Genomic DNA, 14287 nt, shown 5'->3' on the forward strand with positions numbered 1-14287 from the left:
ACGGACAGCTTTATGTCACAGCCTGGGACGGGGAGTATCGTCCGCGCATGGCTTCAGGAACGGCACCCCGCACGGAGCGCACCATCGACCTCGCTGTGATTCCCGGTGACGGAATCGGCCCGGAGGTCGTCGCCCAGGGCCTCAAGGTCCTCACCGCCGTCCTCCCGCAGGACGTCAAGCTGGAGACGCACGAGTACGACCTCGGCGCCAAACGCTGGCACGCCACGGGTGAGACCCTCACCGACGAGGAGCTGGAGCGGCTCAAGGCGCACGACGCGATCCTGCTCGGCGCCGTCGGCGACCCCGGGGTCCCCTCCGGCGTGCTGGAGCGCGGACTGCTGCTGAAGCTGCGCTTCGCCTTCGACCACTTCGTCAACCTGCGTCCCTCCAAGCTCTTCCCGAACACCACCTCCCCGCTGGCGGGCCGCCCGGAGATCGACTTCGTCGTCGTCCGCGAGGGCACCGAGGGGCTCTACGTCGGCAACGGCGGCAGCGTCCGCAAGGGCACCCCGCAGGAGGTCGCCAACGAGGTGAGCGTCAACACCGCGTTCGGTGTGGAGCGGGTCGTACGCGACGCGTACGCGCGGGCGCAGTCGCGTCCGGGCAAGAAGCTGACGCTGGTGCACAAGAACAACGTGCTGGTGCACGCCGGTCACCTGTGGAAGGACACCTTCGACCGGGTCGGGCGCGAGTACCCCGAGGTGACCACCGACTATCTGCACGTGGACGCGGCCACCATCTTCCTGGTGACCGACCCGGCCCGGTTCGACGTGATCGTCACCGACAACCTCTTCGGCGACATCATCACCGACCTGGCCGCCGCCGTCAGCGGCGGTATCGGCCTGGCCGCCTCCGGGAACATCAACCCCACCCGCGAGTTCCCGTCCATGTTCGAGCCGGTGCACGGCTCGGCGCCGGACATCGCCGGTACGGGGAAGGCCGACCCGACCGCCACGGTGCTCTCCGCCGCGCTGCTGCTGCGGCACCTGGGCTACGAGGCCGAGGCCGAGCGGATCGACGAGGCCGTCTCGGCGGATCTCGCCGAGCGGAGCGCCGGGACGGCACGGAGCACCGACGAGATCGGCGACGCTCTCGCAGCCCGGGTGGCCGGCTGACGTCGCACGGCGTTCCGCGGCGGCCGCGCAGGCTCCTTCCCGCGCCTCTCCCACCCCTTTCCCTCAGCGGTTGACCGCTGCGGGATAATCGGGGGGTGGGACCGCCCGGGAGGGAGCATCCGGCGCTTCGGCGTCCACCCCGTGAGGAAGTGGCTGGTCCGCAAACGACTAGCTAAGGACGCGGACATGACGACGCCCCGTATCGCATTCGACCTCAAGCCCGCCGCTCAGCCCCTCGGCGCAGCCGAGCGCGAAGCGATACTGGCCGACCCCGGTTTCGGGCGGTATTTCACCGACCACATGGTCACCATCCAGTGGACCGAGGGCCGGGGCTGGCACGATGCCAGGTTGCAGCCCTACGCCCCGCTGCAGCTGGACCCGGCGAACATGACGCTGCACTACGCGCAGTCGATCTTCGAGGGGCTGAAGGCGTACCGGCAGCCGGACGGCTCGGTGAAGGTGTTCCGTCCCGACGCCAACGCCCGCCGCTTCCAGCGCAGCGCGCGCCGGATGGCGATGCCCGAGCTGCCGGTGGAGACGTTCATCGAGGCGTGCGATCTGCTGGTCACCCAGGACAAGGCGTGGGTGCCCGGCGGGGGCGAGGCGTCGCTGTACCTGCGGCCGTTCATGTTCGCCACCGAGGTGGGCCTGGGCGTCAGGCCGGCGAACCAGTACACGTTCATGGTCATAGCGTCCCCGGCGGCCTCCTACTTCCCCGGCGGCGTCAAGCCCGTCTCGGTGTGGCTGTCCGAGGAGTATGTGCGGGCAGCCCCTGGCGGTACCGGGGAGGCCAAGTGCGCGGGCAACTACGCCGCCTCGCTGGTGGCCCAGGCCGAGGCCGCCGAGCAGGGCTGCGACCAGGTCGTCTGGCTGGACGCCGTGGAGCGCCGCTACATCGAGGAGATGGGCGGCATGAACCTCTACTTCGTCCACGGCAGCGGCGCTGACGCGCGGATCGTCACCCCGGAGCTGACCGGGACGCTGCTGCCGGGCATCACCCGGGACTCGCTGCTGCGGATCGCCGCCGACCTGGGGTACGAGACGGGCGAGACGCGGATCACCACCGACGAGTGGCGCGCGGGGAACGCGGACGGCTCGATCAGCGAGGTCTTCGCCTGCGGTACGGCAGCGGTGATCACTCCGGTCGGCGAGGTGAAGTCGGCGCGCGGCGAGTGGAAGGTCGGCGACGGCGGTGCGGGGGAGATCACCATGAGGCTCCGTGAGGCGCTGCTGGCGATCCAGACCGGCCAGGCGGAAGACAAGCACGGCTGGATGCACACGCTGGGTTCCTGAGGGGTAGGTCCTCACGGACATCGTGGGGCGTATCACGGTAAGCCCGGAACCGACGCCGCGTACATGTACCTGACATGCAGCGGTCGGACTTCCGTGGCTGAAGAGCCTTTCGGCAGCGCTGTCATGACGGTGTCATCGACTGCCTCCCGGGAGGGCCGAGATCCAGATGCCGAGTCATGGGACGACCCAGCAGGATCAGGAGACTCAGCACGAACTCAGACAAGCGGCGGCGGCACTGGGCCGCCGCCGCTTGCTGACCGTCACGGGCGCCGCCGTTGCGCTCGCCTTCACCACCAACCTTCCGGGCAGCGCCCAGGCGGCCGAGGCGGACGCGCGCACCGCGGTCCGCGCCGACCCCTTCACCCTGGGCGTCGCCTCCGGCGACCCGCTGCCCGACTCCCTGGTGCTGTGGACCCGGCTCGCGCCCAAGCCGTACGAGCCCGGCGGCGGCCTGCCGAAGGCGCGGATCGCCGTGCGCTGGGAACTGGCACACGACCGGCGCTTCCGCCGCATCGTGCGCCGCGGCACGGCCACGGCGCACCCCGAGCTGAACCATGCGGTGCACGTGGAGCCCGGGGGACTCGGTCCCGACCGCGTCTACTACTACCGCTTCCGGGTGGGCCGGTGGCTCAGCCCCGTGGGGCGTACTCGTACGGCACCGGCGCCCGGTGCCGACCTGAACGAGCTGCGACTGGCCGCCGTCTCCTGCCAGGCATACCACCACGGCTACTACACGGCCTACCGGCACCTCGCGGACGAGGACGTGGACCTGGTCTTCCACCTCGGCGACTATCTGTACGAGTACGCCGTCGACGCGCACGGCGGCGCCCGCGCCTACACCGACCGGGAGCTGCCGGCCCACTTCAACCGTGAGACGGTCTCGCTGGAGGAGTACCGGCTGCGGTACGCGCTCTACAAGTCGGACCCGGACCTGCGGGCCGCACACGCCGCGCACCCGTTCCTCGTCACCTGGGACGACCACGAGACGGAGAACAACTACGCGGACGACATCCCCGAGGACGGCAGCTCCTCGGAGGACTTCCTGGTGCGCAGGGCCGCCGCCTACCGCGCGTACTGGGAGAACCTGCCGCTGCGCAGACCCCAGCGCCCCAAGGGCCCCGATATGCAGCTCTACCGCAGGGTGCGGTTCGGCAAGCTCGCCCAGTTCGACATCCTCGACACCCGCCAGTACCGCTCCGACCAGGCGTACGGCGACGGCTGGCACCACCCGGGGCCCGAGTCCACCGACGCGTCCCGCACCATGGTCGGCGCCGCGCAGGAGCGCTGGCTGATCGACGGCTGGCGGGCCTCGGACGCCGTGTGGAACGTGGTGCCCCAGCAGGTCACCTTCTCCGAGCGGCGCAGCACCAGCGGCGCCGACTACAAGGTCAGCATGGACGCCTGGGACGGTGCCCCCGCCTCCCGCGAGCGGCTGCTGGCCGGTGCCCAGGCCGCTGGAGTGGAGAACCTGATGGTGCTCACCGGGGACGTGCACCGGGGGTACGCGTACGACATCAAGCGCGACTTCGGCGATCAGAAGTCCCGCACGGTGGGCACCGAGATCGTGGCCACCTCCGTCACCAGCGGCCGGAACGGCGAGGACAAGCCCGCCAACTGGGACAGCTACATGGGCGCCAACCCGCATCTGAAGTTCTACAACGGCCACCGCGGCTATGTGACCGTGCGGCTGGACAAGCGGCAGGCGCGTGCCGACTTCCGCACGGTGGCGGTCGTCACCGAGCCGGGAGCCCCGGTCTCCACGGCCGCCTCCTTCGTCACCCGGGCCGGTGACCAGGGGCTGCACCAGGTGTGACCGGTCGGGCTGTTTCCGCATGGTGAGACGGAAGGGGGCGCGGGGGCGGTGTTGTGCCAGACTTCCCCCGTGCCCTCGTTCGTCATGATTATTGGCAGCAGGCGCGCCGGTCCGCAGTGACCGGCTGCCGTGGCAGAACCCCTTCGGCAGCCGGACACCGTGCCCCAGACCCGCGCGCAGACCTCTCGCACCCGCGAGGGGTTTTTTCGTTTTCCGGCCCACCCGGCCGAAGGCGGAGGCGCGAGGGATGATGGGGGCAAGTGGAGCGCTTCCTTCCGCAACCACTGAACCCAGCAGGAGCCATCAGCCATGACCCCCGACGACAGTTTCCACGTCTTCGACACCACCCTGCGTGACGGAGCACAGCGCGAGGGCATCAACCTGACCGTCGCCGACAAGCTGACCATCGCGCGCCACCTGGACGAGTACGGCGTCGGCTTCATCGAGGGCGGCTGGCCGGGCGCCAACCCGCGCGACACCGAGTTCTTCGCCCGCGCCCCCAAGGAGATCGACTTCCAGCACGCGCAGCTCGTCGCGTTCGGCTCCACCCGCAGAGCGGGCGTACCCGCGCAGATCGACCCCCAGGTCAAGGCGCTGCTCGACTCCGGGGCGCCCGTGGTCACCCTCGTCGCCAAGGCGCACGACCGCCATGTCGAGCTGGCTCTGCGCACCACGCTGGAGGAGAACCTGTCGATGATCGCCGAGACGGTCGGCCATCTGCGGGAGCACGGCCGCAGGGTCTTCGTCGACTGCGAGCACTTCTTCGACGGCTACCAGGCCAACCCCGGCTACGCCAAGCAGGTCGTGCGCACCGCACACGAGGCGGGCGCCGACGTAGTGGTGCTCTGCGACACCAATGGCGGCATGATCCCCGCACAGATCCAGGCCGTCGTCCGCACCGTCGCCGCCGACACCGGGGCCCGGCTGGGCATCCACGCGCAGGACGACACCGGCTGCGCCGTCGCCAACACACTCGCCGCCGTGGACGGCGGCGCCACCCATGTGCAGTGCACGGCCAACGGCTACGGCGAGCGCGTCGGCAACGCCAACCTCTTCCCCGTCGTCGCCGCACTGGAGCTCAAGTACGACAAGCGCGTACTGCCCGAGGGCGCGCTGGCCGAGACCACCCGGATCTCGCACGCCATCGCCGAGGTCGTCAATCTGACCCCCTCCACCCACCAGCCCTACGTCGGCACCTCCGCTTTCGCGCACAAGGGCGGGCTGCACGCCTCCGCGATCAAGATCGATCCGGACCTCTACCAGCACATCGACCCCGAACTCGTGGGCAACACCATGCGGATGCTCGTCTCCGACATGGCGGGGCGCGCCTCCGTCGAGCTCAAGGGCAAGGAGCTGGGCTACGACCTGAGCGGCGACCGCGAACTGGTCGGGCGCGTGGTCGAGCGCGTCAAGGAGCAGGAGCTCAAGGGGTATACGTACGAGGCCGCTGACGCCTCGTTCGAACTGCTGCTCCGCGACGAGGTGCACGGCGGAACCACGGGGACCGCGCCCCGGTTCTTCCGCGCCGAGTCCTGGCGCGCCATCGTCGAGCAGCGGCCCGACGGGATGCAGGTCAACGAGGCGACGGTCAAGCTGTGGGCCAAGGGCGAGCGCATCGTCGTCACGGGTGAGGGGAACGGCCCCGTGGACGCGCTGGACCGCGCTCTGCGGGCCGGCCTGGAGCGCATCCACCCCGAACTGGCGAAGCTGAACCTCGTCGACTACAAGGTCCGCATCCTGGAGGGCGCGCACGGGGCGTCGTCAACGACGCGGGTGCTGTTGTCGATGAGTGACGGCAGTGGGGAGTGGACGACCGTGGGGGTGGGGGACAACGTGATCGCCGCGTCCTGGCAGGCGCTGGATGACGGGTACACGTACGGGCTGCTGCGGGCGGGAGTCGAGGCGCACGACTAGCGAGGGCCGCGGTGGCTGGGGGAGCGGTTCCCCGCGCCCCTTCGGGGCACCAGGAGCTCAGCCGTCGCCCGGCGTGAGGGACTCGTCGAAGTGGTCCCGCAGATGGCCCAGGACCAGCTCGCGGTCCACCCCCGGCAGCCCCACCACAAGATGGGTGCCGAAGCCGTCCAGGAGCGCGCGGGTGCGGGTGGCGAACCGGTCGGCGTCGACCGGCCCGAACTCTCCCTGCGCCATGCCCTCCACCAGCAGCGCCACCAGGTCCCGGTGCCAGCTCAGTTCCAGTTCGAGCTGACGGGACCGCACCTCGTCGTCACCGGACTGCGAGCGGTTCCACACCTCCAGCCACAGCGCCCAGTGCGGGTCCCGGTGGCCGTGGGGCAGATAGAGCTCCACCAGTGCGTCCAGCCGCTCGCGCGCCGGTGTCCGCCGGGCCAGCGCGGCGCGCCGCTCGGCTCCCAGCTGCTCCTCGCTCCACTGGAGCGTCTGCAACAGCAGCTCGTCCTTGGTCTTGAAGTAGTAGACGAGATGGCCGCTGCTCATACCGACCTCGCGGCCGAGTGCGGCCATGGTGAGCCGGTCGAGACCGCGTTCGGCGATCATCTCCATGGCGGCGGCCAGCACCTGCTCCTTGGGCTGCGCCGCGCGCCGGGGACTCCGCCGGCGCCTGCCCTCCGCCTCTGTGACCACCGCTGTGTTCCTCCAAGCCCCTCCGCGAGCCGCCGACCGTTCAGCCTAACCGGGCCGTCTCACACCCGGGGCTGCTGCTGGGTGATGCAGTGGATGCCGCCCCCGGCGGCGAACACCGTACGCGCGTCCACCAGCGTGACCGTCCGGCGCGGGAACAGGCGGCGGAAGATGCCGGCCGCGTGCTCGTCGCGCGGGTCGCCGAAGCCGCACAGTACGACCCCGCCGTTGCACAGGTAGTGGTTGACGTAGCTGTAGTCGACCGGCTCGCCGTCCTCGGTGTGCGTCACCGTCGGTGCCGGCAGCTCGACGACCTCCAGCTGCCTCCCCTTGGCGTCGGTGGCCGCGCGCAGCAGCTTCACCGTCTCCTCGCACACGTCGTGATCGGGATGGGCGGGGTCGGGCTGGGTGTGCGCGACGACCACGCCTGGTGCGGCGAAGGCGGCCACCAGGTCGACATGGCCGCGGGTGCCGTAGGTGCCGTAGTCGGCGGTCAGCCCGCGTGGCAGCCAGATCGCCTTGCGGGTGCCGAGCAGCGCGTGCACCTCCGCCTCGACCTGTTCGTGCGTCCAGCCGGGGTTGCGCTCCGGGCCCAGCTGCACTGTCTCGGTGAGCAGCACCGTGCCCTCGCCGTCCACATGGATGCCGCCGCCCTCGTTGACCAGCCGCGAGGAGCGCACGGGGGCACCCGCCTGCCCGGCGACGTACGCGCCGATCAGCGCGTCCCGCTCCCAGCGGGCCCACGCCTGAGCGCCCCAGCCGTTGAACGTCCAGTCCACGGCGGCCAGGCGGTCGCCCTCGGTGACGAAGGTCGGGCCGATGTCGCGCATCCACGCGTCGTCCAGCGGCTGCCCCACGACCTCGATCTGAGGACCGAGCTGCGCGCGCGCCCCGGCCACGTCACCGGGGTCGGCCACCATGGTGACCGGCTCGAAGCGGCGTACGGCATGGGCGACCGACGCCCACGCGGTACGGGCCTCGGCCAGCACCTGAGCGTCCTCGAACGTCGGGTTGGCACCGGGCCACGCCATCCAGGTGCGCTCGTGCGGCGCCCACTCGGGCGGCATGTGCGGGACGGCGGCGTCGGACGTGCGGTTGCTCATGGGGGGCGATTCCTCGCGGGTCGGGGGCGTCATCGGGGGGTCAGAGAAAGTAGAGGCGGTTGAGCGAGACGCTCTCGGCCGCCTTCGAGCGCAGCGGCTCGCCGTCCAGCGTCACCAGGCCGGTGCGCTGGTCGACCTCCACCGCGCCCAGCCGCGCGTTGTGCACCAGGTCGGCGGGGCCGATGCCGCGGGTGCCGCGTACGGCGACCCGGCGCCGGCGCGTCGGCAGCGTGTCGCCGCCACGCTCGACGGCGGCCTGCGAGACGAAGGCGACGGACAGCTCGGCGGGCGTCCCGCCGTGCGCCCCGAACAGCGGGCCGAGCACCAGGGGTTCGCTGGTGTCGGTGGCGGCGTTGGGGTCGCCGGTGACGCCCCAGGCGGGGAAGCCGGACTTGAGGACCAGCTGCGGCTTGGCGCCGAACCAGGCCGGGTGCCACAGCACGATGTCGGCCAGCTTGCCCGGCTCCAGCGAACCGATCTCGTGCGAGAGGCCGTGTGCGAGTGCCGGATTGAGGGTGAGCTTGGCGATGTAGCGCAGGACGCGCGCGTTGTCGTCCGTACCCGCTTCGCGGATGCGCGCCGCGTCCTCCAGTTCGCCCCGCTCCGCCTTGAGCTTGGCCGCCATCTGGAACGTACGCCGCACGGTCTCGCCGGCGCGGCCCATGCCCTGCGCGTCGGAGGAGGTGATGCCGATGGCGCCCAGGTCGTGCAGTACGTCCTCGGCACCCATCGTGCCCGCACGGATCCGGTCGCGGGCCATGGCCGCGTCCCCGGGCAGGTCGGTCTTCAGGTCGTGCACCGAGACGATCATCCCGTAGTGCTCGGCGACGGCGTCCCGGCCGAAGGGCAGCGTCGGGTTGGTGGAGGAGCCGATGACGTTGGGGACCCCCGCCATCCGCAGCACATTGGGCACGTGGCCGCCGCCGCAGCCCTCGATGTGGAAGGCGTGGATGGTGCGGCCCTCCAGCACCGCGAGGGTGTCCTCGACGGCCAGCGCCTCGTTCAGCCCGTCGCTGTGCAGCGCGACCTGTACGTCGTACTCCTCGGCCACCCGCAGCGCGGTGTCCAGCGCCCGGTGGTGCGCTCCCATGTCCTCGTGCACCTTGAAGCCGCAGGCGCCGCCCTCGGCCAGCGCCTCGACCAGCGGTGCCGGGTGCGAGGAGGAGCCGCGGCCCAGGAAGCCGATGTTGACCGGCCAGGCGTCGAAAGCGGAGAACGCGTGTCCCAGCGCCCAGGGCGAGTTGACGCCCACGCCCCACACCGGGCCGAACTCCTGGCCGATGATCGTGGTGACGCCGGAGGAGAGCGAAGCCTCCATGATGCGCGGCGAGAGCAGATGGACATGGGTGTCGACGGCGCCTGCCGTGGCGATCAGCCCCTCGCCGGAGACGATCGAGGTGCCGGTGCCCACGACGACGTCCACGCCGTCCACCGTGTCCGGGTTGCCGGCCCGGCCGATCGCGTGGATGCGGCCCTCGCGGATGCCGATGGACACCTTGCGTACGCCCTGCACGGCGTCGATGACCAGCACATTGCTGATCACCACGTCGCAGGTGTCGCGGACGGCCGCCGCCTTGAGGTGGAGCCCGTCGCGGGCCGTCTTGCCGAATCCGGCCAGGAACTCGTTCCCCGGCTGCTGGGAGTCGGACTCGACGCGGACGACGAGCCCGGTGTCGCCCAGCCGTACCCGGTCGCCCGCGCGCGGTCCGTGTACGGCCGCGTACTCGTGTGCGTCCACGCTCATGCCTCTCCCTCTCCGGCCCGGCCGCTTTCTGCCCCGGCGCCCAGATAGCCGCAGGCCGCCGCGCGCCGCAGAGCCTCCTCGCGGGCTCCGGGCGCGTCCAGCGGACCGTCCACCAGACCGGCGAAGCCGATGGCCACCCTCTCGCCGCCCAGCGGGACGAGCCCCACCTCGGCGGTGCCGCCCGGATCGAAGCGCACCGACGAGCCGGCGGGCACGGCGAGCCGCATCCCGTAGGCGGCGGCCCGGTCGAAGGCAAGCCGGGGGTTGGCCTCGAAGAAGTGGAAGTGCGAGGTGACGCTGACCGGCACCTCGGCGGTGTTGCGCACGGTCAGCGAGACCGTGGGCTCCACCTGTGCGTACGCCGCGTCGGTGCCCTCCTCCTCGCCGGCGGGCAGCACGGCGCCGGGGCCCTGCCCGGTCCCGGAGGCGGCGATGGGGGAGGAGATCACCGCGAGCCGGGAGCCGTCCTCGAAGACGGCCTCCACCTGGACCTCGGTGAGCACCTCGGCCACGCCGGGCAGTACGTCGTCGGGGCCCAGCACGGCGCGCCCCGCCTCGATCGCCTCGCCGAGCCTGCGCCCGTCACGGGCGGCCTCGCAGACGGTGTCGGCGATGAGCGCCGTGGCCTCCGGCACGTTGAGCCGCAGTCCGCGGGCTCTTCTGGTCCGTGCCAGCTCGGCCGTGCCGAAGATCAGCAGGCGGTCCCGTTCGGTCGGCCCCAGCCGCACGGCTCTCCCACCTTCCGGTCGTGGTGAATGCGTTCGTCGTGTCTTGCCGCGTACTCGGCCAGCATTTAGAGCATCACTCAAATAGTCAAGTCTTCGTATCCACCCATTGACCCCGCTGCCCCTGATGCTTCAGATTGAGCGCTGCTCAAACCAAATGCCGGCCACACCCCGACAGGGAGCACCATGCAGATCGAGCAGCACGGCGTCGATGTGATCCCGGAGGCCGAGCGCACCGGCCGTCCGCGCGACATCGTCAGCTTTCTCATCGGATCGAACCTGGCGCTCGGCGTCGTCATCTTCGGCTGGTTGCCGGTCTCCTTCGGGCTGGGCTTCTGGCCCGCCGTCTCCTCACTGCTGGTCGGCACCCTGGTCGGCACGGTGCTGGTCGCGCCGCTCGCGCTGGTCTCGCTGCGCACCGCCACCAACCTCTCGACCAGCAGCGGCGCCCAGTTCGGCGTACGCGGGAGACTGCTCGGTTCGGCGATCGGGCTGCTGCTCTCGCTCGGCTACACCGCGCTCACCCTCTGGGTCGGGGGCGACGCCATGGTCGGCTCGCTCGCCCGGCTGTTCGGGATGCCCGACTCGGCGGCCGGCTACGCGATCGTCTACGCGGTGCTCGCCGTGTGCACCGCCGTGTGCGCGGTCTACGGCTACAAGCTGCTGCTGCGGCTGAGCCGGGCGCTCGCCATCGGCATGACCACGCTGCTGGTCGTGGGGCTGTTCGCGTACGCGCCGCACTTCACCACCCAGGCACCGGCCGGGGCCGAGTACCTGCTCGGCGACTTCTGGACGACCTGGCTGCTGTCCGTCGTCGCGGCCGGACTCAGCGGACCGATCGCCTTCATCACCCTGCTGGGCGACTACACCCGCTACATGTCTCCGGCGCGGCACTCCTCGCGCCGCGTCTACCTGACCACCTGCCTCGGGCTGGTCGCCGGACTGCTGATCCCCCAACTCTTCGGCACCTTCACCGCCGTCGCCGTGGACGCCGCCACCGACTACGCGGGACCGCTGGTCGCGCAGGCGCCGTTCTGGTTCCTGGTGCCGCTGCTGCTGGCCGCCTCGCTCGGCTCGATCGGCAACGCGGGGCTGATGCTCTACTCGATGGGGCTCGACCTGGACGCCATCGTTCCGCGCACGACCAGGTCCAAGGCCACCTTCACCGTCGCGGCAGTGTCCACGGCACTGGTCTACCTCGGCCACTTCGTATGGGACGCACAGGACGCGATGACCGCCTTCGTCCTGTTGCTGACCGCCGTTGGCGCGCCCTGGGCCGTGCTCGTGCTGATCGGGCATGTGCGCTGCCGTGGTGCCTACGACACCGAAGCGCTCCAGGTGCTCAACCGCCGCTCCGTCGGCGGCCGTTACTGGTACACCGCGGGCTGGAACCTCCGGGCGACGCTCGCCTGGGCCATCGGCTCCGCCGTCGGCCTGCTGGCCGTCGACACCCCTCTGTACACCGGCCCCCTCGTCCCCCGGCTGGGCGGCTTCGACCTGAGCTTCCTGCTCTCGTCAGCGGTGACGGCCGCCGCCTTCCTCGTGGTGACGGCGGGCGAGAAGACGGCGCTCTTCCCTGCGGCGGCCGCGGCTTCCAACGGGCCTGCAGAGTCCGCCGACCCGGCCGCGCCCGCTCCGGCGGCGGCAGGCGGCGACGCGCACGGTCCGGCGGTCGCCCCGAGGTCGTGAAGGGCGCGTCCTGGCAATCCCGAGGGACCGTCCCGGCCGCGCCACCCCTACGGTGGGTGGCCTCCACGCCAACACCGGCGGTCGGCGACACGAACAGTCGGCGGAGGGGGCTGTGGAATTCCCACAGCCCCCTCCCCGTGTAATGAGAGGGTTTCCCTCTGCCCAGGCCCCGCCCCCCAACGGTTCTGTCCAGCGCTGCCATGAAAGTGCCGCGGAGACTGTACGAATCTGACGACGGTGATCGGCGCTGTGGTTTCGTAGGGTCTATACATGACCGATCTGTCCCAGCCGTCGCCCCGGACCGCGCAGGCCGACCAGGCTGATCCCGGGGCTCCCGGCTCGCCCGGCTCCGTCCCCGCACAGGACACCCGCGGGCGCGTGGCCGAACTGCACGCGATCCGTGCCCAGGCGTACCAGGGGCCCAGCGAGCGGGCGACCGAGGCGCAGCACGCCAAGGGAAAGCTGACCGCCAGAGAGCGGATCGACCTGCTCCTGGACGAGGGCAGCTTCCGCGAGATCGAGCCGCTGCGCAGGCACCGTGCCACGGGCTTCGGGCTGGAGGAGAAGAAGCCGTACACCGACGGCGTGATCACCGGCTGGGGCACCGTGCACGGCCGGACCGTCTTCGTCTACGCACACGACTTCCGGATCTTCGGCGGGGCGCTGGGCGAGGCCCACGCCACCAAGATCCACAAACTGATGGACAAGGCGATCGCGGCCGGAGCGCCGCTGGTCTCCCTCAACGACGGCGCCGGAGCCCGTATCCAGGAGGGCGTCGCGGCGCTGGCCGGCTACGGCGGCATCTTCCAGCGCAACACCAGGGCCTCCGGCGTCATCCCGCAGATCAGCGTGATGCTCGGCCCGTGTGCGGGCGGCGCGGCCTACAGCCCGGCGCTGACCGACTTCGTCTTCATGGTCCGCGACACCTCGCAGATGTTCATCACCGGACCCGACGTGGTGCAGGCGGTGACCGGTGCCGAGGTGAGCCAGGACGGCCTGGGCGGCGCCGATGTGCACGCGGCGACCTCGGGCGTGGCGCACTTCGCCTACGACGACGAGGAGACCTGCCTGGAGGAGGTCCGCTACCTCCTCTCCCTGCTGCCGCAGAACAACCGCGAGAACCCGCCGGCGGAGCCGACGGCCGACCCGGCCGACCGGCGCGGCGAGGCGCTGCTGGACCTGGTGCCCGCCGACGGCAACCGGCCGTACGACATGCGCAAGGTCATCGAGGAACTCGTCGACGACGGCGACTTCCTGGAGGTGCACGAGCGCTGGGCGACCAACATCATCTGCGCCCTGGCGCGGATGGACGGCGAGGTCGTCGGCATCGTCGCCAACCAGCCGCAGTCGCTCGCCGGGGTGCTGGACATCGAGGCCAGCGAGAAGGCGGCCCGCTTCGTGCAGATGTGCGACGCCTTCAACATCCCGATCCTCACCCTGCTGGACGTGCCGGGCTTCCTCCCCGGCGTCGACCAGGAGCACGGCGGCATCATCCGGCACGGTGCCAAGCTGCTGTACGCCTACTGCAACGCCACGGTGCCGCGGATCTCCGTCGTCCTGCGCAAGGCATACGGCGGTGCGTACATCGTGATGGACAGCCAGTCCATCGGCGCCGACCTGACCTTCGCCTGGCCCACCAACGAGATCGCGGTGATGGGCGCCGAGGGCGCCGCCAACGTCATCTTCCGCAAGCAGATCGCGGCGGCCGACGACCCCGAGGCCATGCGCGCCCGCATGGTCAAGGAGTACAAGGCCGAGCTGATGCACCCCTACTACGCCGCCGAGCGCGGCCTGGTGGACGACGTCATCGACCCGGCCGAGACCCGCGAGGTGCTCATCCGGTCCCTCGCGATGCTGCGCAGCAAGCACGCCGACCTGCCGTCGCGCAAGCACGGCAACCCCCCGCAGTGATGGGAGCACAGATGTTTCAGACCCCGAAGGAGCCTGGCAGTACGGGCCCGTTGAGCGACGAGGCGAACAGCGTGGTCCGCGTCGAGAAGGGGCAGGCGAACGCGGAGGAGCTGGCCGCGGTCACCGCGCTGCTGCTGGCCCGCGCTGCTGCCACCACGCGGGACGGTGAAACGCGGACGACCGCCCGCCGTGGGCGCCCCAGCAAGGCGGGGTGGCGCCGGCTGGAACGCCAGCACGGCTTCCGCGCCCCCCACAGCTGGCAGGGCTGACAGAAAGAGCCCCGCGCCCCGAGGAAG

11 protein-coding genes are annotated in these 14287 nt (G+C 71.1%); 7 read left to right on the forward strand and 4 right to left on the reverse strand.

Annotated elements, in window-relative coordinates; translation table 11 throughout:
• Positions 1 to 47 precede the first annotated feature (47 nt).
• From JW592_RS10750 to cimA, 4 genes are all read left to right on the forward strand, one after another.
• Positions 48 to 1115, forward strand: a complete 1068-nt coding sequence (locus tag JW592_RS10750) for a 3-isopropylmalate dehydrogenase (protein WP_209264733.1) — start codon at positions 48 to 50, stop codon at positions 1113 to 1115.
• 186 nt (positions 1116 to 1301) lie between these two features.
• Positions 1302 to 2408, forward strand: a complete 1107-nt coding sequence (locus tag JW592_RS10755; RefSeq protein ID WP_209264734.1) for a branched-chain amino acid aminotransferase — start codon at positions 1302 to 1304, stop codon at positions 2406 to 2408.
• Positions 2409 to 2574: 166 nt separating this feature from the next.
• Positions 2575 to 4221 (forward strand): alkaline phosphatase D family protein, encoded by a 1647-nt coding sequence (locus JW592_RS10760; protein WP_209264735.1) that lies wholly within the window; start codon positions 2575 to 2577, stop codon positions 4219 to 4221.
• 309 nt (positions 4222 to 4530) lie between these two features.
• Entirely contained in the window at positions 4531 to 6135 is a 1605-nt protein-coding gene (gene cimA / locus JW592_RS10765) for a citramalate synthase (protein ID WP_209264736.1), read from the forward strand.
• Between the two features lie 57 nt (positions 6136 to 6192).
• Here the strand turns inward: cimA and JW592_RS10770 are convergent, their stop codons facing one another.
• From JW592_RS10770 to ureA, 4 genes are all read right to left on the reverse strand, one after another.
• The gene (locus JW592_RS10770; protein WP_229375679.1) at positions 6193 to 6741 is read right to left on the reverse strand and encodes a TetR/AcrR family transcriptional regulator; all 549 of its coding nucleotides are present in this window, start codon (positions 6739 to 6741) and stop codon (positions 6193 to 6195) included.
• 140 nt (positions 6742 to 6881) lie between these two features.
• Complete coding sequence (locus tag JW592_RS10775) at positions 6882 to 7922, reverse strand: agmatine deiminase family protein (protein ID WP_229375604.1); 1041 nt, start codon at positions 7920 to 7922, stop codon at positions 6882 to 6884.
• A gap of 40 nt (positions 7923 to 7962) precedes the next feature.
• Positions 7963 to 9666: an urease subunit alpha gene (locus JW592_RS10780; RefSeq protein ID WP_209264738.1), complete on the reverse strand. Its 1704-nt coding sequence runs from the start codon at positions 9664 to 9666 to the stop codon at positions 7963 to 7965.
• Positions 9663 to 10394, reverse strand: a complete 732-nt coding sequence (gene ureA, locus JW592_RS10785; protein ID WP_209264739.1) for an urease subunit gamma — start codon at positions 10392 to 10394, stop codon at positions 9663 to 9665. Before ureA ends, JW592_RS10780 begins: the two co-directional genes overlap by 4 nt.
• A gap of 183 nt (positions 10395 to 10577) precedes the next feature.
• Between ureA and JW592_RS10790 the strand changes: the two genes are divergently transcribed.
• The 3 genes from JW592_RS10790 (at position 10578) to JW592_RS10800 (ending at position 14260) form a co-directional block, all read left to right on the forward strand.
• Complete coding sequence (locus JW592_RS10790; protein WP_209264740.1) at positions 10578 to 12080, forward strand: cytosine permease; 1503 nt, start codon at positions 10578 to 10580, stop codon at positions 12078 to 12080.
• A 270-nt stretch (positions 12081 to 12350) separates the two neighbouring features.
• The gene (locus tag JW592_RS10795; protein ID WP_229375605.1) at positions 12351 to 13991 is read left to right on the forward strand and encodes an acyl-CoA carboxylase subunit beta; all 1641 of its coding nucleotides are present in this window, start codon (positions 12351 to 12353) and stop codon (positions 13989 to 13991) included.
• A gap of 11 nt (positions 13992 to 14002) precedes the next feature.
• The gene (locus tag JW592_RS10800; protein WP_209264741.1) at positions 14003 to 14260 is read left to right on the forward strand and encodes an acyl-CoA carboxylase epsilon subunit; all 258 of its coding nucleotides are present in this window, start codon (positions 14003 to 14005) and stop codon (positions 14258 to 14260) included.
• The last annotated feature ends 27 nt before the right edge of the window (positions 14261 to 14287 follow it).

The sequence above is a fragment of the Streptomyces spirodelae genome, from assembly GCF_017676385.1.
GTDB classification, from domain to species: domain Bacteria; phylum Actinomycetota; class Actinomycetes; order Streptomycetales; family Streptomycetaceae; genus Streptomyces; species Streptomyces spirodelae.